This is a genomic window from Cellulomonas xiejunii (genome assembly GCF_024508315.1).
Classification (GTDB): Bacteria; Actinomycetota; Actinomycetes; order Actinomycetales; family Cellulomonadaceae; genus Cellulomonas; species Cellulomonas xiejunii.
In genome coordinates this window covers 2,126,511-2,143,156 of sequence record NZ_CP101987.1, presented here as the reverse complement: position 1 = coordinate 2,143,156, position 16,646 = coordinate 2,126,511, and the positions used below count along the sequence as shown (strand labels likewise).

Sequence of the window (16,646 nt, the reverse complement as noted above, 5' to 3'; positions counted from 1 at the left end):
GCGGGGCCGGCCGCAGCCGGCCCCGCCACGTTCGAGCCTCAGGCGGGCAGGTCGCCCGTCCCCGACTGCGTCGGGGTGCTCGGGGTGTCGGACCCGGCGAGCGCCCCACGCGCCGCCGCGACCGACTCGTGCGCCGCGGCCACGACGGCCTCGGCGGTGATGCCGAACTCGCGGTACAGCGTCTGGTAGTCGGCCGACGCACCGTAGTGCTCGATCGACACCGAGCGGCCCGCGTCGCCGACGATCTTGTCCCACGACATCGCGATGCCGGCCTCGACCGACACCCGTGCACGCACGGAGGAGGGCAGCACCGACTCGCGGTACTCCTCGTCCTGCTCGGCGAACCACTCGAGGCACGGTGCCGACACGACGCGGGTGGCGACGCCGGCGGCCTCCAGGGTCTCGCGCGCCTCGACGGCGAGCTGGACCTCGGAACCCGTGCCGATGAGCACGACGTCCGGCGTGCCGGTCGACGCCTCGAGCAGCACGTACGCGCCGCGGGCGACGCCGTCGGTGGTCGCGAACCCGTCCTCGCCGCGCGGGTACGTCGGCACGTTCTGCCGCGTCAGCACGAGCGCGACGGGCCCGTCGGTCCGCTCGAGCGTCGCCTTCCAGGCGGCGGCCGTCTCGTTGGCGTCGGCGGGACGCACCACGGCCAGGCCGGGGATGGCGCGGACCGCGGTGAGGTGCTCGACGGGCTGGTGCGTCGGGCCGTCCTCACCCAGGCCGATCGAGTCGTGCGTCCACACGTAGGTGACGTTGACGCCCATGAGGGCCGCGAGCCGCACGGCGCCACGCATGTAGTCGGAGAACGTGAAGAACGTGCCGCCGTAGGGCCGGGTCAGGCCGTGCAGCCGGATGCCCGACAGGATCGAGCCCATCGCGTGCTCGCGGATGCCGAAGTGCAGCGTGCGCCCGTACTGGTCGCCGGCGAACTCGTGCGACGACCGGTGCGCCGGCAGGAACGACGGCTCACCCTTCATGGTCGTGTTGTTCGAGCCGGCGAGGTCGGCCGAGCCGCCCCACAGCTCGGGCAGGACGGGCGCGAGCGCGGACAGCACCTCGCCGGACGCGGCGCGCGTCGCGACGGACTTGCCGGCGGGGAACGTCGGCAGCGCGTCGGCCCAGCCCTCGGGCAGCGCGTCCGCGCGCAGGCGGTCGAGCAGCGCCTTGCGCTCGGGGTTCGCGGCGGCCCACGCGTCGAAGGCCTCCTGCCACGCCGCACGCTGTGTCGCGGCACGGTCGGCGAGCGAGCGCGTGTGGGCGATGACCTCGGGCGCGACCTCGAAGCTCTTCTCGGGGTCGAAGCCCAGGACCTCCTTCAGGCCACGGATCGCCTCGGCGCCCAGCTTGGAGCCGTGCGACGAGTGGTCGTCGGTCTTGCCGGGCGTCGGCCACGCGATGAGCGTGCGCAGGCCGATGAACGACGGCTTGTCGGTGACGGCCTTGGCGGCCTCGATCGCCGCGTGCAGCGCGTCGACGTCCTCGCGGTACTCGCCACCGACGGTCCAGTCGACGTACTGCACGTGCCAGCCGTACGACTCGTACCGCTTGAGGACGTCCTCGGTGAACGCGATCTGGGTGTCACCCTCGATCGAGATGTGGTTGTCGTCCCACAGCACGACGAGGTTGCCGAGCTCCTGCGTCCCCGCCAGCGAGGAGGCCTCGCTCGTCACACCCTCCTGCAGGTCGCCGTCCGAGGCGATCACGTACACGTGGTGGTCGAACGGGCTCGTGCCGGGGGCGGCCTCGGGGTCCAGCAGGCCGCGCTCACGGCGGGCCGCCATCGCGAAGCCGACGGCCGACGCCAGCCCCTGACCCAGCGGGCCGGTCGTGATCTCGACGCCCGCGGTGTGCCGGTACTCGGGGTGGCCGGGGGTCTTGGAGCCCCACGTGCGCAGCGCCTCGATGTCCTCGAGCTCGAGGCCGAAGCCTGCGAGGTAGAGCTGGATGTACTGGGTGAGGCTGGAGTGCCCCGCCGACAGGATGAACCGGTCGCGACCGAGCCAGTGCGGGTCGGTCGGGTCGTGCCGCATCACCGTCTGGTAGAGCAGGTAGGCGGCCGGCGCAAGGCTGATCGCCGTACCGGGGTGTCCGTTGCCGACCTTCTCGACCGCGTCCGCCGCGAGCACGCGGGTGGTGTCCACCGCACGCAGGTCAAGGTCGGACCAGCCGACCTTGGTGGCCAGGGGAGCCTTCGCGTTCACCGCACCTCATTCCCGTCCCGCACGCGCGGGGCGTCGTTCCGAGCGTCTCCGGGCAGCGTCCGCGGCGAAGCGGTGCGTCCGGCTGGGGCCCCGTCGCATCGTCGGACGGGGATGTCTGCTGGTCGCGAGCCTATAGCCACCCCGAGTGGTCATGCTCACCCGGTCCATCCGCGTGGCAACCGATTGCCAGACCGCACCGGATCGGTCACCACCCTGGTCACGCCCGGGAATGCGACGGATCTCACGCGCTGCCGGCCCGCCGGGCCGGGGTGGTGCCACCCACGCCGGTGTGGGGATGCGTACCATGACCAGGCGGGACCTCGGTCCCACCTGCCCTCGCCCTGCGGTCGTCGGCAGCCCGTCCGACCTCCCGAACGGATACCGAAGCGCGTGCGACCGTCCACCTCCGCGTCCCTCGACGCGAGCAGCCCCGATGCCGTCGTCGGCGCGGCAGGCACGGTGGGCGGCGTCGAGCCGCAGGTCGCGCCCGTGCAGGCGCAGGCGCCCGGATCGTCTGCCCGCGGGTGGTCGGCGGCGCTGGGCACCCTCGCCGCGTACGTCGCACTGACGAAGCCGCGCGTCATCGAGCTCCTGCTCATCACCACGATCCCGACGATGTTCCTCGCCGCACGGGGGATGCCGTCGCTGAGCCTGGTGGCGGCCACGCTCGTGGGCGGCGCCGGTGCGGCGGGTGCGGCGAACACGCTGAACCAGTACCTCGAGCACGACATCGACGCCGTCATGAACCGCACGCGGCGGCGCCCGATCGTCACCGGTCGCATCACCCCGCGCGCCGCGCTGGTGTTCGGCCTGGTCCTGGGAGCGGGGTCGCTCACGTGGATGTGGTTCGTCGTGAACCCGCCGTCTGCGATGTGGACCGCGTCGGCCATCCTCATCTACGTCGTCGGCTACACGATGATCCTCAAGCGGCGCACGCCGCAGAACATCGTGTGGGGCGGCGCCGCCGGGTGCATGCCGGTCGTCATCGGCTGGTCCGCGGTCACGGGCGGCATCTCGTGGGAGGCCGTCCTGCTGTTCGGCGTCGTGTTCTTCTGGACGCCGCCGCACTACTGGCCGCTGTCGATGAAGTTCCGGCGGGACTACGCGGCCGCCGGCGTCCCGATGCTGCCGGTGGTCGCCGCGGACACCAAGGTCGCGCGCGAGATGATCGCCTACACGGTCGCGATGATCGCCTGCTCGCTGCTGCTCGTGCCGGTCGGCGGCATGACGTGGGTCTACGCCGCGGTCGCGGCCGCGCTCGGTGCGTGGTTCCTGTGGTTGTGCATCGCGCTGCTGCGCCGCGCCCGTGACCCGCAGCACCCGCCGCTGCGCGCCATGACGGTCTTCCACGGGTCGATCACCTACCTGACGCTGCTGTCCGTCGCGGTCGCGGTGGACGTCTTCCTCCCGCTGTGACGTCACGGACGTGGCCGACCGTCTGACCGCCGCCCTCGAGGGCTACCTCGCGCACCTCGCCGTCGAGCGGGGGCTGGCCGTCCACACGCTCGCGGCCTACCGGCGGGACCTGACGCGGTACGTCGAGCACCTGCAGGCCGCCGGCCGCACCGACCCCGCCGAGATCACGGAGCGCGACGCCGAGGACTACGTCATCGTGCTGCGCACGGGCTCCGACGGGCGCGCCGTCCTGTCACCGGCGTCCGCCGCCCGCAGCGTCGTGGCGCTGCGCGGGTGGCACCGGTTCCTCGCCCTGGACGGCCTGGCGCCGACGGACGCGGCAGCGGACGTCCGCCCGCCCGCGCAGCCGCGACGGCTGCCCAAGGCGATCTCCGTCGACGACGTCGGTCGCCTCCTGGACGCCGCCGGGCTCGGCGACGGTCCCGTGCCGCTGCGCGACCGCGCCCTGCTCGAACTCGTGTACTCCACGGGCGCCCGGATCTCCGAGGCGGTCGGGCTGGACGTCGACGACCTGGACCTGACGCCGGACCGCGCGGCGGTCCGGCTGCTCGGCAAGGGCGGCAAGGAGCGCGTCGTGCCCGTCGGCTCGTACGCGGCGCAGGCCGTCGAGGCCTACCTGGTGCGGGGCCGGCCCGTGCTCGCGGCGGCGGGGCGCGGCAACGCCACGATCTTCCTCAACACGCGCGGTGCGCCGTTGAGCAGGCAGTCGGCGTGGGCGGTCCTGCGGGTGGCGGCCGAACGTGCGGGGCTCAGGGCGGACCACGTGTCGCCGCACACGCTGCGGCACTCGTTCGCCACGCACCTGCTCGCCGGCGGCGCGGACGTGCGTGTGGTCCAGGAGCTGCTGGGGCACGCCTCCGTGACGACCACGCAGATCTACACGATGGTCACGCCGGACACCATGCGCGAGGTGTACGCGGCCAGCCACCCGCGCGCCCGATGATGCGGATCGTGGGTCGCCCGGTCTGTCGGATCGGGTCCGGGCGCCGCGCTCCGGTAGGTTGTGCGCGAGGCGGGCCCGGACGGGCGACGGGGAGCAGATGGTGAGCCGATGAGCCAGGAGACGACCGAGCAGCCGCTCGACGTAGTGGGACGCCCGCTGCCCACTTTTGCCGTGCCCGCGCCGTTGGCGTCGCACGGGCCTGCGCGGGTCATCGCGATGTGCAACCAGAAGGGCGGCGTCGGCAAGACGACGACCACCATCAACCTCGCGGCCGCGCTCGCGGAGTACGGCCGGCGCGTCCTCATCGTGGACTTCGACCCGCAGGGCGCCGCGTCCGTGGGCCTGGGCATCAGCCCCCACGAGCTGGACCGCACGATCTACAACCTGCTCATGGAGCGGGACGCCGACATCCACGGGGTCATCCGGCGCACCGCCGTACCGAACCTCGACCTGCTGCCGGCCAACATCGACCTCTCGGCGGCTGAGGTCCAGCTGGTCGGCGAGGTCGCGCGCGAGTCGGTCCTGGCGCGTGTCCTGCGGCCGGTCATGGACGACTACGACGTGGTGTTCATCGACTGCCAGCCGTCGCTCGGTCTGCTGACCGTCAACGCCCTCACCGCGTCGCACGGCGTGCTGATCCCGCTGGAGTGCGAGTTCTTCGCGCTGCGCGGCGTCGCGCTGCTCATCGAGACCATCGAGAAGGTGCGCGACCGGCTGAACCCGCGTCTCGAGGTCGACGGGATCCTGGCGACGATGTACGACTCGCGCACCCTGCACGCGCGCGAGGTCGTGACGCGCGTCCGCGAGGCGTTCGGCGACACGCTCCTGCACACCGTCATCGGCCGGACGGTCAAGTTCCCCGACGCGACCGTGGCCGCCGAGCCGATCACCCAGTACGCGCCGACGCACGCCGGTGCCGAGGCCTACCGCCAGCTCGCCCGCGAGCTCGTGGCGCGTGGCGACGCCGCCTGAGGGCGTCCTCGACGCCACGACCGGACAGGGCAGGCCGGGGGAAGGTGCGCCGGGGGAGAGCGCACCCGCCGGGTCCTCGGGGTTCGAGGTCCACCTCGACGTGTTCTCCGGCCCGTTCGACCTGCTGCTCGGCCTGATCGCCAAGCACAAGCTCGACATCACCGAGATCGCGCTGGCGCAGGTCACCGACGAGTTCATCGCGCACATCCGCGCCGGGGAGCGCGCCGCCGCACTCGGCGGTCGGGACTGGGACCTGTCGCAGGCCAGTGAGTTCCTGCTCGTCGCGGCGACCCTGCTCGACCTCAAGGCCGCACGGCTCCTGCCGTCCGCGCAGGTGGAGGACGCCGAGGACCTCGAGCTGCTCGAGGCGCGCGACCTGCTCTTCGCGCGCCTGCTGCAGTACCGCGCGTACAAGGTCGTCGCCGGGGACCTGGCCGCCCAGCTCGAAGCCGGCGCGCGCCGCCACGGCCGGAGCGTCGCGCTCGAGCCGCACCTGGCCGCGCTGCTGCCCGAGCTGGTCTGGCAGATGGGGCCCGAGCAGCTCGCGGTGCTCGCCGCGCGGGCGCTCGCACCCAAGCCGCCGCCGCCCGGTGTCGACATCAGTCACCTGCACGCCCCGCGCGTCAGCGTCCGCGAGCAGGCGGCGGTCCTGGTCGACCGGCTCCGGCGCCACGGCGCGACGACGTTCCGCGCGCTGACCGCCGACGCCGGGGAACCGGTCGTCGTGGTCGTGCGCTTCCTGGCGCTGCTGGAGCTCTTCCGCGAAGGTGCGGTCGGATTCGACCAGGTCGAGCCGCTCGGCGAGCTGACCGTGCGGTGGACGGGCAGCGACGACGGGGAGATCGCGGTGTCGGACGACTTCGATCGCGAGGACGGTGCCGCGCCGCTGCCCGTCGAGGACGTCGTGGCACCCGTCGACGAGGAGGCCGGAGCATGACCGAGAATGTCCCACCGGGCACGACCCGCACCACCGGCGACGAGGAGCCGCCCTCGACCGTCACGGGCGGTGCCGTCGTCGACGGGTCGTTCGACGGCACGCGCGACGAGCCGGCGCCCGACGAGCTCGCGTTCGACGTGGAGACGCTGCCCGGGGGAGCGCTCGCCGCCCTCGAGGCCGTCCTCATGGTCGTCGACGAGCCCGTGCCCGCCGTGCGGCTCGCGACGACGCTCGGGCTGCCCACCGCGCACGTCGAGGAGCTGCTCGAGCAGCTCGCGGCCGAGTACCGCGGCGAGCACGGCGGTCGCCCGCGCGGCTTCGAGCTGCGCCGCGCCGCCGACGGCTGGCGCATCTATTCGGCGGGTGCCCACGGGGACGTCGTCGGACGCTTCGTCGTCGACGGTCAGACGCAGCGGCTCACGCAGGCCGCGCTGGAGACCCTCGCGGTCGTCGCGTACCGCCAGCCCGTCAGCCGCGGCCAGGTCTCGGCCGTCCGCGGGGTCAACGTCGACGGCGTCATGCGGACCCTGTCGACCCGGGGACTGGTCGCCGAGGTCGGTCAGGACGCGGCGACTGGTGCAGTCCTGTACGGGACCACGGGATACTTCTTGGAGCGGATGGGCCTGTCGAGCCTCGACGAGCTGCCCCCGCTGGCGCCCTACCTGCCGGACATCGAGTCCATGGAGGGCATCGACACGTACCACGGACGAGAGGACGCACGATGAGCGGCACGGGAGCGCGTGGTCACCGAGGTGGCGGGCGCGCAGAAGGTGCGAGCCGCCCGGGCGGCGGGAGCGCACGACGCGGCGCGCGCAACGCGCAGCGCCCGTCGCGGCGCGGCGCACAGGTCGCCGAACCCATCGACGTGCACGACCCGGAGGGCGTCCGGCTGCAGAAGGTCCTCGCCTCCGCCGGGCTCGGGTCGCGCCGGGCCTGCGAGGAGCTGATCGCGGCCGGCCGCGTCACCGTCGCCGGCCAGGTGGTCACCGAGCTCGGTGTGCGGGTCGACCCGACGACCGCCGTCATCCACCTCGACGGCATGCGCGTCCAGCTCGACTCCTCGATCATCACCCTCGCGCTGAACAAGCCCGTGGGCGTCGTGTCGACCATGCACGACCCCGAAGGGCGTCCCTCGCTCGCGCAGTACGTCGCCAACCGCGAGGAGCGGCTCTTCCACGTCGGTCGGCTCGACGCGGACTCCGAAGGGCTGCTGCTCCTCACCAACGACGGGGAGCTGGCCAACCGGCTCGCGCACCCCTCGCACGGCGTCCCCAAGACCTACCTCGTCGAGGTCGAGGGCCGCGTCCGAGAGGCGCTCGGGCAGCAGCTCAAGCGCGGCATCGAGCTCGAGGACGGGACCGTGCAGGTCGACGAGTTCAAGATCGTGCAGGTCGCCAGCCACGCGAGCCTCGTCGAGGTCGTGCTCCACGAAGGGCGCAACCGCGTCGTGCGCCGCGTCTTCGAGGAGGTCGGGCACCCCGTCGCCCGCCTCGTGCGCACCCGCATCGGTCCCATCCGCCTCGGTGACCTGCGGCCCGGCCGCACGCGCGTCCTGTCGAAGACGGAGGTCGGGTCGCTCATGACGGCGGTGGGCATGTGACGATCGCCACCGCCGGGCCCGTCCGCGTCGTCGGCACGGGCCTGCTCGGCGCGTCGCTCGGGCTGGCGCTGCGGCAGCACGGCGTCGACGTGCAGCTCCAGGACCCCTCGCGCACGGCGCTCGCACTCGCGCGCGACGTGGGTGCAGGATCACCCGTCGACGCGTCCACACCCTCGCCGGTCCTCGTCGTCGTCGCCGCCCCGCCCGACGTCACCGCCGACGCGGTGGCCACCGCGCTCGCGGAGCATCCCGAGGCGGTCGTGACGGACGTCGCGAGCGTCAAGGGACACGTCCTGGACGAGCTGCGGGCCTGCGGCGCCGACCTGACCCGGTACGTCGGGTCGCACCCCATGGCCGGGCGGGAGCGCTCGGGCCCGTCCGCCGCGGTCCCCGACCTCTTCCTCGGCCGGCCGTGGGTCATCACGGACTCCGGCGTGTCCCGTCCCGACGCGCTGCTGACCGTGCGGCACCTCGCGGTCGACGTGGGTGCCGTGCCGGTCACCATGGACGCCGACGAGCACGACGCGGCCGTCGCCGTCGTCTCGCACGTCCCCCAGCTCGCCTCCTCGCTCGTCGCGGCACGGCTGCGGGGCGTCGACGAGGACGCGCTCGCGCTCGCGGGGCAGGGCCTGCGCGACGTGACGCGCCTGGCGGCGTCCGACCCGGCGCTGTGGACGTCGATCCTCGCGGCCAACGCCGCCGCCGTCCGCGACGTCCTCGTCGCGCTGCGCGACGACCTCGACGTCGTCGTCGGCGCCCTCGACCTCGCCGCGGCGGCCACCGGCCCGGAGGACGTGGAGCTCGGCGCGCTCGCGACGATCGCCCGGGCCATCGCCGACGGCGGCACGGGCGCCGCGCGCATCCCCGGCAAGCACGGCGGGGCCAGCAAGCAGTACGCCGTGGTCACCGTGCTGGTCCCGGACGTGCCGGGCGAGCTGGCGCGCCTGCTCGGCGACGTCGGAGGAGCCGGCGTGAACCTGGAGGACCTGCGGCTCGAGCACGCCGCGGGACGCCCGGTCGGCATGGCGTCGATCGCGGTGCTGCCCGCCCGGGCCGAGCACCTGGAGACCGAGCTGACCGCTCGGGGATGGAGGTTGGTGACGTGAGCACCGTCGTCGCGGTGGACGGGCCGTCGGGGTCCGGCAAGTCGAGCGTGTCGCGCGAGGTCGCGCGTCGTCTCGGCCTGGCGTTCCTCGACACGGGGGCGATGTACCGGGCCGCCACGTGGTGGTGCCTGGACCAGGGGGTGCCCCTGACCGACCAGGTCGCCGTCGCGCAGGCGGTGCGGGACCTCCCGCTCGTCGTGGGCGTCGACCCGGACGGCCCCACCGTCGTCGTCGACGGGCGCGACGTGGGCGTCGCGATCCGCACGACCGAGATCTCGTCGCGCGTCAGCGCCGTCGCCACCAACCTCGAGGCACGCGCCGAGCTGGGACGTCGTCAGCGCGCCGTCATCGAGGCCGAGCGCACGGGCGGCTGGTCCGACGGCCGGGGTGTCGTTGCCGAAGGGCGGGACATCACCACGGTCGTCGCCCCCGACGCCGACGTGCGGGTCCTGCTGACCGCCTCCGAGGAGGCGCGGCTCGCACGCCGGGCCCGCGAGCTGCACGGCACCGCCGACGCGGCAGCCCTCTCCGCGACCCGCGACCAGGTCGTGCGCCGCGACGCCGACGACTCCACCGTCGTGCAGTTCCAGGTCGCCGCCGACGGTGTCGTCACCGTCGACTCCTCGGACCTCGACCTCGAGCAGACCGTCGAGGCCGTCCTCGACGTCGTCGAGCGCGCGCGGGGAGCACGGGCATGACACGCACCGGCAAGGACACCGCGCCGCACGTGCCGTCGACGCGCGGACCCGCGTGGTCCCGCTGGGTCGGGTGGTTCCTCGCCCACGTCGTGTGGGACGCGCACGTCACGGGCGCCGAGCACGTCCCGGCCACCGGTCCGGTCGTCCTCGCCGCCAACCACGTGACCGCCCTCGACGGGCCGCTGCTCGTCGGGACCTCCCCGCGCGGGCTGCACGTCCTGATCAAGACGGAGATGTTCCGGGGCCCGCTCGGCACGTTCCTGCGCGCCGCGGGGCAGATCCCCGTCGACCGGGCCATGGCACGTCCCGCCCTGCAGGCCGCTCTCGGCGTGCTGCGACGCGGTGGCCCGGTCGGCATCTTCCCCGAGGGGACGCGCGGCAGCGGCGCCGTCGAGCAGGTCCGCGCGGGCGCCGCGTGGCTCGCGGTGAACGGGCACGCGCCGGTCGTGCCCGTCGCGATCCTCGGCACCCGCCGCACCGGTGACGCCCGACGCGGGCTGCCCCCGCTGCGCCGCAAGCTGTACGTGGAGTTCGGCGAGCCGATCGACGTCAGCAGCGCAGGCGGGTCGCGGCGCGCGGCCATCGACCACGCCGCCACGGCGATCCGCGACGCGCTCGCGGACCTCGTGGTGGCCGCGCAGGACCGCACGGGCGTGCGGCTGCCGGAGGACGACGCGCACGCCGTGGTCTGACCTGCCTCTCCCGTCGGGGGACAATGGGCCCATGGAGCAGCCGGACCCCACCACGACGCACGCCTCGGACGACGACCGTGTCGGCCTCGCCGACCCCGCCGCACCCCTGGGCGACGCCGCACCGCAGGGTGCCGACGACGCGCCGGACGGCCTCGACCTGGCGCAGGACGGTGCCGACGACGCGGCGCGCGAGCGCGCCCTGCTCGCGGGACTCGCCGAGTACGACCTCGCCGACGAGGACCTCGCGCTCCTCGAGGGCGAGGTCACGGACGACGAGCGTGAGGTCGCCACGACGCTGCCCGTGCTTGCCGTCGTCGGGCGCCCGAACGTCGGCAAGTCGACTCTCGTCAACCGCATCATCGGGCGGCGCGAGGCGGTCGTCGAGGACAACCCGGGCGTCACGCGCGACCGCGTCAGCTACCCCGCCGAGTGGTCGGGACGCCGCTTCACCCTCGTCGACACGGGCGGGTGGGAGGTCGACGTCGCCGGCATCCACAAGCGGGTCGCCCAACAGGCGGAGGTCGCGATCGAGCTGGCCGACGCGGTCCTGTTCGTCGTGGACGCCACGGTCGGCTCCACCGACACCGACGAGCAGGTCGTCCGGCTGCTGCGGCGCTCCGGCAAGCCCGTCGTGCTCGTCGCCAACAAGGTCGACGGCCCCGCGGTCGAGGCCGACGCGGCCACGCTGTGGTCCCTCGGCCTGGGCCAGCCGCACCCCATCTCCGCACTGCACGGCCGGGGGACCGGTGACCTGCTCGACGCCGCCATGGCCGCCCTGCCGACCGTCTCGGCGCACGCCACGCCGCTGCCGGACGGTCCGCGCCGCGTCGCGCTCGTCGGACGTCCCAACGTCGGCAAGTCCTCCCTGCTGAACAAGGTCGTCGGCTCCGAGCGCGTCGTCGTCGACGACGTCGCCGGCACCACGCGCGACCCCGTCGACGAGCTCGTCGCCCTCGGCGGCAAGCCGTGGGTCTTCGTCGACACCGCGGGCATCCGACGCCGGGTGCACCAGACGTCCGGCGCGGACTTCTACGCCTCGCTGCGCACCCAGGCGGCGGTCGAGAAGGCCGAGGTCGCGGTCGTGCTGGTCGACGCGTCGGCGCCCATGACCGAGCAGGACATCCGCATCGTCCAGCAGGTCATCGACGCCGGGCGCGCGCTGGTCGTGGCGTACAACAAGTGGGACCTCATGGACGACGACCGCCGTCCCTTCCTCGAGCGGGAGATCGAGCAGCAGCTCGTGCAGGTGCAGTGGGCGCCCCGCGTGAACGTCTCCGCGCGCACGGGCTGGCACACGGACCGGCTCGTGCCGGCCCTGGAGCGCGCGCTCGCGTCCTGGGACACCCGCATCTCCACCGGGCGTCTCAACGCGTTCCTGGGCGAGCTCGTGTCCGCCCACCCGCACCCGCTGCGCGGCGGCAAGCAGCCGCGCATCCTGTTCGCCACCCAGGCCTCGACGCGCCCGCCCCGGTTCGTCATCTTCGCCAGCGGCTTCCTCGAGCCGACGTACCGGCGGTTCATCGAGCGTCGCCTGCGTGAGACCTTCGGGTTCGAGGGCACGCCCATCACGATCTCCGTGCGCGTCCGCGAGAAGCGCAAGCGGTGACGCGAGGGTGAGAGCCCGGCAGCCCGAGGACGCCGCGCGCGCGGCGACGCACGTGATGCTGCGCCTCGGGCTGCCGCGCGACCCCCGAGGCCCACGCCACCTCGCCACGTTCCTCGTCGCGACCGGGGTGACCGTCCTGGCCACGCGTGCGCTGCTCGCGGCCACCGGGTACCCGCAGCTCGGTGGGGACTCCCTGCACATCGCGCACGTGCTGTGGGGCGGGTTGTTGATGGCACTCGGCTTCGTGCTGCTGCTCTCGTACGTCGGGCCCTCCGCGCGCCCGCTGGGGGCACTCGTCGGTGGCATCGGGTTCGGCCTGTTCGTCGACGAGGTCGGCAAGTTCGTGACCTCCGACAACGACTACTTCTACGAGCCGACCGCCGCGATCATCTACGCGACGGTGGTCGGCCTGGGGCTCGTCGCCGACGCGCTGCACAGCCGCCGCGCCCGTGACCCGCGCGAGGCGCTCGCCGGCGCGGTCGACGAGGCGGTGGCCGGCGTCGTCGGGGGGTTCACGCCGGCCGCGCGCAGTCGCGCGGAGGCGCGCCTGGCCGACGCGGGGGACGTGCCCGGTGCCCGCGAGACCCGGGCGCTGCTGCGGAGCATCGAGCTCGACCACGCCGAGCTGCCGGACCCCGTCGGGATCGTGGCGTCGACGGTCGTGCGCGTGCTGCACACGCTGGTGCGGGCGCGGTTCGTGCCGTGGCTCGCCGTGGCCGTGCTGGTCGGGACCTCCGCGGTGACCGTCAGCGGCGCCGTGTACCGGTGGTGGAGCGGTGACGACTCCCCGGGCTGGGTGGTCGCCGGCGCCCTGGTCACGGGCGCGGCGAGCGTGGTGCTCGCATGCGTCGGGCTGGTTCGGGTCCGCCACGACGCGGTCGACGGGTACCTGTGGTTCCGCCGCGCGGTGCTGGTCAGCCTGCTGGTGACGCAGTTCTTCCTGTTCCGCCTCTCGCAGTGGGACGCGTCGTGGGGCCTGCTCGTCGACCTGGTCGTCCTGGGCGTCGTCGGCGCGGAGCTCGAGGTGCTGCGGCGGCGGCGTGAGGAGAGGGACGCGAGCGCCTGACGTCGCGGGTGCTGTGACACGCCTCCTGCAGTATCTGGTCCGAGCGACGGCGTCGGGTGCGATAGAGTCTTCGAGGCTTCTGCGGGAGCCAACGGGCTGTGGCGCAGCTTGGTAGCGCACTTGACTGGGGGTCAAGGGGTCGCAGGTTCAAATCCTGTCAGCCCGACAGAGATGTGCAGGTCAAAGGCTCGTCCCGGACGCCGGGACGAGCCTTTGCTGTGCAGGGCGCCGTTGTGCAGGGCGCCGTGCGTCTGCCGGCCTGGAGGCCTCAGGACGCCGACCGGCTGACCAGCACGCTCGACGACGCGTTGCGCAGGACGTCGTGGCTGACCGAGCCCAGCAGCATGCCGCGGAACGCGCCGAGCCCGCGGCAGCCGACCACGACCAAGTCGCTGCTGCGCGACAGCGTGACCAGCGCGTGCGCGGGGTGGTCCTCGACCACCTCGACCTCGACGCGCAGCCCGGGGTGCTCGTCGCGCAGGTCCTCGGCGAGCCGGGCCACGGCGTGGTGCGCTGCGCCGGCCTCCTGCGGCGGGATCGGCGCGGGTGTGTCGTGGGTGCCGTACGGGTCGACCACGGTCGGTCGGGCGTGCACGAGAACGAGCGGGACGTCCCGCGACTGCGCCGCACGTGCGGCGGTCCGCACCGCGACGAGGGAGGCCGCGGAGCCGTCGACGCCGACGACCACGGGCCCCGCCGGCGCGTCGGCCGGAGCGTCCCGGACCACCGCCACCGGGACCGGCGCGTGCGCAGCGACGTGCCCGGTCGCACTGCCCAGGCGGGACCCGTCGGCGCGGCCGCTGGAGCCGATCACCAGCAGCTGTGCGCCCTCGGCGACCGCGAGCAGCGCGGGGACCACCGCGCCCTGGATCGCACGGGCCTCGATGCGCAGCCGCGGGTACCGGGCCGCCGCGCGCGCCTTCTGGGCGTCGAGGTAGCCCTGCGCCTCCACGTCGACCCCCAGAGCGCCCAGGGGCGCGTACCAGCCCCACGGCGTGACCTCGTACGGTTCCTGCCAGGCGCGGACGAGCAGCACGTCCGCCTCGCGCCGTTCTGCCTCTGCCAGGCCCCACTGCAGCGTGGTGGCGCTGTGCTCCCCGCCGTCCAGGGCGATGACCACGGGTCCGTCGACCATCGTGACCCCTCCGCTCAAGTGGTCGAATTCGTGCTCTTCTCCAGATTCTGCCCTCGCCAGAGCGTGTCGGCGTGACGAAGGGCCCATGCGGTGCCGTCGTCACGCGCCCGAGATGCCGGATCCGTCGTGGGGGAGGAGTGTGGGGCGTCTCACACTTCGACATCGCGAAGGGGTAGTCATGTACCTGCACGTCCAGCGCCTGATCAACGAGATCGTCCCCGACGAGCCGGACCCGGCCGCCGCCAACGCGCTCCAGGAGGGCCTGGGAGGGCAGTTCGGCGAGATGCGGACGATGATGCAGTACCTGTTCCAGAGCATCAACTTCCGTGGACCTGCCGGTAAGCCCTACCGCGACCTGCTGCAGGGGATCGGCACGGAGGAGATCAGCCACGTGGAGCTGATCGGCACGACCATCGCACGGCTGCTCGACGGGTCACCCCGCTACCAGGGCAAGAAGACGGACCCGCTCGACACCCCGGGCGCAGGCGGTGACACCCCCCTGAGCATCGCGCTCGACCAGAGCAACATCCACCACTACCTGGTCGCGGCCCAGGGTGCCCTGCCGGTCGACGCGGCGGGCAACCCGTGGAGCGGGTCCTACGTCTACAACTCCGGCAACCTCGTCCTGGACCTGCTGTACAACCTCATGCTCGAGTCCACCGGCCGGCTGCAGAAGTGCCGCATCTACGAGATGACGGACAACAAGACCGCCCGGTCGACGATCGCCTACCTCATCGTCCGCGACCAGGCCCACGAGAACGCCTACGCGCGGGCCCTCGAGACCCTGGGTGTCGACTGGGCGAAGGTCCTGCCGATCCCCAAGACGAACGCCGAGAGGTTCCCCGAGGTCAAGAAGCTCCTCGATCTCGGCCTGCAGAGCAAGCAGTACTCGTTCGACCTCACGGCGGCGTCCGAGGCGGGCAAGATCTTCCAGGGGATGTCCCCGTCGAAGGACGGCACGCAGCTCGACGCGAGCGAGCAGGCCCCGGCCGGTGTGCCGATCACCATCGCGGAGGAGCGTTACGAGGAGTTCTCGCCAGGGCTGGACCCCGAGCTCCTCTCGCTCATCCAGGCGACCGCAGACCTCGAGATGGCGGAGGTGCAGCCGCTCTTCGGCCCCGTCGAGCCGTAGTCGAGCTGCGGCGGGCGCAGAGACGTCCGCTGGTGCGACGACCGGTCCGGAACTCCGGACCGGTCGTCGCACGTCACGCGATGAGTTCCGGCCGCGCCCGGTGTCTGTACCCGGGGGCCAGGGCGCCGGACCGCGGTGCCCGCCCACACCCGCCCGCGGAGGGACCATGACCACCACGCACGAACCCCCGACCTCCTTGCCCGGCCGCCCGGCCGTCGTCGACCCGGCCACCTGGCAGGCGGCCCGCGACGCGCTGCTCGTCCGCGAGAAGGCGCACACCCGCGCCGGCGACGCGCTCGCGGCCGAGCGGCGGCGCCTGCCGATGGTGGAGCTCGACGGGACCGTCGAGGTCGTCGGCCCCGACGGCGCCGTTCCCTTCCTCGACCTGTTCGCCGGCCACGACGAGCTGCTCGTGTACCAGCACATGTGGCACGACGGCGCGCCGCACCAGGGGCAGTGCGAGGGCTGCACCGTCTCCGCGTGGCACCTCAAGGACGCGGTCTACCTCGACGCACGGGGCGTGTCCTTCGCGATCCTCACGACAGGACCGTGGGACGAGGTCGCCCCCTACCTGGAGTTCATGGGGTACACGCAACCCTGGTACTCGGTGCGCGGCCTCGACGAGCCGATCGGCGGGGACATGGGTTCTTTCGCCTGCTTCCTGCGCGACGGCGACCGCGTGTTCCTCACGTACTCGACGACCGGCCGGGGCGTCGAGCAGGCGGCGGGGTCGTTCAGCCTGCTCGACCTGACGCCCTACGGACGACGCGAGGCGTGGCAGGACGTGCCCGACGGCTGGCCCCAGGGCAACGAGCCGTGCTGGTACTGGCGCACCGACGTGGACGGGCACGCGACGTGGGGTCCCACGGGCCGTCCGGTCCCGCAGTGGACCCGGCCGGGCGTGACGGCAGCCGAGACGTTGGGCAGGCACGACCACCACCACTGACGTGCGACGCGCGCAGGGCACCTACCGGTCGCACTCGCCGACGAGGTCGAGCTCGACGACCTCCTCGCCGGGCTGCGCCCAGGCCTCCGCCTCGGCCCGGTCCGCGAACCGGCGTCCCGCCAGCCGCCCGTTCGCCAGGAGCACGGCGACCTGGATCTGCTCGCGCGGGTCGTCGGGATCGACCACCGTG

At 73.6% G+C, this 16,646-nt stretch carries 16 protein-coding genes and 1 tRNA gene; 14 read left to right on the top strand and 3 right to left on the bottom strand.

Annotated features, from left to right (window positions below):
* Positions 1–38 precede the first annotated feature (38 nt).
* Complete coding sequence (tkt, locus tag NP048_RS09820) at positions 39–2,207, bottom strand: transketolase (RefSeq protein WP_227575440.1); 2,169 nt, start codon at positions 2,205–2,207, stop codon at positions 39–41.
* Positions 2,208–2,696: 489 nt separating this feature from the next.
* On the opposite strand from tkt, the gene NP048_RS09815 reads away from it, so the two are divergent.
* From NP048_RS09815 to NP048_RS09760, 12 genes are all read left to right on the top strand, one after another.
* On the top strand, positions 2,697–3,623 hold the full coding sequence (locus NP048_RS09815) for a heme o synthase (protein WP_372456789.1): 927 nt from the start codon (positions 2,697–2,699) through the stop codon (positions 3,621–3,623).
* Positions 3,624–3,633: 10 nt separating this feature from the next.
* Complete coding sequence (locus tag NP048_RS09810) at positions 3,634–4,566, top strand: site-specific tyrosine recombinase XerD (protein ID WP_227575439.1); 933 nt, start codon at positions 3,634–3,636, stop codon at positions 4,564–4,566.
* A 108-nt stretch (positions 4,567–4,674) separates the two neighbouring features.
* Entirely contained in the window at positions 4,675–5,538 is an 864-nt protein-coding gene (locus NP048_RS09805) for a ParA family protein (protein ID WP_227575438.1), read from the top strand.
* Entirely contained in the window at positions 5,522–6,475 is a 954-nt protein-coding gene (locus tag NP048_RS09800) for a segregation and condensation protein A (protein ID WP_372456767.1), read from the top strand. Before NP048_RS09805 ends, NP048_RS09800 begins: the two co-directional genes overlap by 17 nt.
* Positions 6,472–7,200 carry an SMC-Scp complex subunit ScpB gene (gene scpB / locus NP048_RS09795; RefSeq protein ID WP_255619466.1) on the top strand — a complete coding sequence of 243 codons (729 nt, stop codon included), beginning with the start codon at positions 6,472–6,474 and terminating at the stop codon, positions 7,198–7,200. The genes NP048_RS09800 and scpB overlap by 4 nt, the downstream gene beginning before the upstream one ends.
* Positions 7,197–8,075: a pseudouridine synthase gene (locus NP048_RS09790; protein ID WP_255619465.1), complete on the top strand. Its 879-nt coding sequence runs from the start codon at positions 7,197–7,199 to the stop codon at positions 8,073–8,075. Before scpB ends, NP048_RS09790 begins: the two co-directional genes overlap by 4 nt.
* Positions 8,072–9,181: a prephenate dehydrogenase gene (locus tag NP048_RS09785; protein WP_227575437.1), complete on the top strand. Its 1,110-nt coding sequence runs from the start codon at positions 8,072–8,074 to the stop codon at positions 9,179–9,181. The genes NP048_RS09790 and NP048_RS09785 overlap by 4 nt, the downstream gene beginning before the upstream one ends.
* Positions 9,163–9,879, top strand: coding sequence for a (d)CMP kinase (gene cmk / locus NP048_RS09780; protein WP_227575436.1), 717 nt, complete (start codon positions 9,163–9,165; stop codon positions 9,877–9,879). Before NP048_RS09785 ends, cmk begins: the two co-directional genes overlap by 19 nt.
* Positions 9,876–10,571 carry a lysophospholipid acyltransferase family protein gene (locus NP048_RS09775; RefSeq protein ID WP_227575435.1) on the top strand — a complete coding sequence of 232 codons (696 nt, stop codon included), beginning with the start codon at positions 9,876–9,878 and terminating at the stop codon, positions 10,569–10,571. Before cmk ends, NP048_RS09775 begins: the two co-directional genes overlap by 4 nt.
* Positions 10,572–10,602: 31 nt before the next feature.
* Positions 10,603–12,177: a ribosome biogenesis GTPase Der gene (gene der, locus NP048_RS09770; protein ID WP_227575434.1), complete on the top strand. Its 1,575-nt coding sequence runs from the start codon at positions 10,603–10,605 to the stop codon at positions 12,175–12,177.
* Between the two features lie 7 nt (positions 12,178–12,184).
* The gene (locus NP048_RS09765; RefSeq protein ID WP_227575433.1) at positions 12,185–13,243 is read left to right on the top strand and encodes a hypothetical protein; all 1,059 of its coding nucleotides are present in this window, start codon (positions 12,185–12,187) and stop codon (positions 13,241–13,243) included.
* Positions 13,244–13,335: 92 nt separating this feature from the next.
* Positions 13,336–13,409, top strand: a tRNA-Pro gene (locus NP048_RS09760).
* Positions 13,410–13,511: 102 nt separating this feature from the next.
* On the opposite strand, the gene NP048_RS09755 is transcribed toward NP048_RS09760, so the two are convergent.
* A complete protein-coding gene (locus NP048_RS09755) occupies positions 13,512–14,378 on the bottom strand; it encodes a universal stress protein (RefSeq protein ID WP_227575432.1) in 867 nt (288 codons plus the stop codon).
* A 178-nt stretch (positions 14,379–14,556) separates the two neighbouring features.
* On the opposite strand from NP048_RS09755, the gene NP048_RS09750 reads away from it, so the two are divergent.
* Together NP048_RS09750 and NP048_RS09745 are read left to right on the top strand one after the other, a co-directional pair.
* Complete coding sequence (locus tag NP048_RS09750) at positions 14,557–15,510, top strand: manganese catalase family protein (RefSeq protein ID WP_227575431.1); 954 nt, start codon at positions 14,557–14,559, stop codon at positions 15,508–15,510.
* A gap of 166 nt (positions 15,511–15,676) precedes the next feature.
* Entirely contained in the window at positions 15,677–16,456 is a 780-nt protein-coding gene (locus tag NP048_RS09745) for a DUF899 family protein (protein WP_227575430.1), read from the top strand.
* Positions 16,457–16,477: 21 nt separating this feature from the next.
* Here the strand turns inward: NP048_RS09745 and NP048_RS09740 are convergent, their stop codons facing one another.
* Entirely contained in the window at positions 16,478–16,642 is a 165-nt protein-coding gene (locus NP048_RS09740; protein ID WP_227575429.1) for a hypothetical protein, read from the bottom strand.
* Between the last annotated feature and the right edge of the window lie 4 nt (positions 16,643–16,646).

Excerpts from the sequence above, each read along its gene's own strand:
- NP048_RS09805 (WP_227575438.1), top strand. The coding sequence starts at position 4,675 with ATGAGCCAGGAGACGACCGAGCAGCCGCTCGACGTAGTGGGACGCCCG.
- scpB (WP_255619466.1), top strand. The coding sequence starts at position 6,472 with ATGACCGAGAATGTCCCACCGGGCACGACCCGCACCACCGGCGACGAG.
- NP048_RS09790 (WP_255619465.1), top strand. The coding sequence starts at position 7,197 with ATGAGCGGCACGGGAGCGCGTGGTCACCGAGGTGGCGGGCGCGCAGAA.
- cmk (WP_227575436.1), top strand. The coding sequence starts at position 9,163 with ATGGAGGTTGGTGACGTGAGCACCGTCGTCGCGGTGGACGGGCCGTCG.
- NP048_RS09775 (WP_227575435.1), top strand. The coding sequence starts at position 9,876 with ATGACACGCACCGGCAAGGACACCGCGCCGCACGTGCCGTCGACGCGC.
- der (WP_227575434.1), top strand. The coding sequence starts at position 10,603 with ATGGAGCAGCCGGACCCCACCACGACGCACGCCTCGGACGACGACCGT.
- NP048_RS09755 (WP_227575432.1), bottom strand. The coding sequence starts at position 14,378 with ATGGTCGACGGACCCGTGGTCATCGCCCTGGACGGCGGGGAGCACAGC.
- NP048_RS09750 (WP_227575431.1), top strand. The coding sequence starts at position 14,557 with ATGTACCTGCACGTCCAGCGCCTGATCAACGAGATCGTCCCCGACGAG.
- NP048_RS09745 (WP_227575430.1), top strand. The coding sequence starts at position 15,677 with ATGACCACCACGCACGAACCCCCGACCTCCTTGCCCGGCCGCCCGGCC.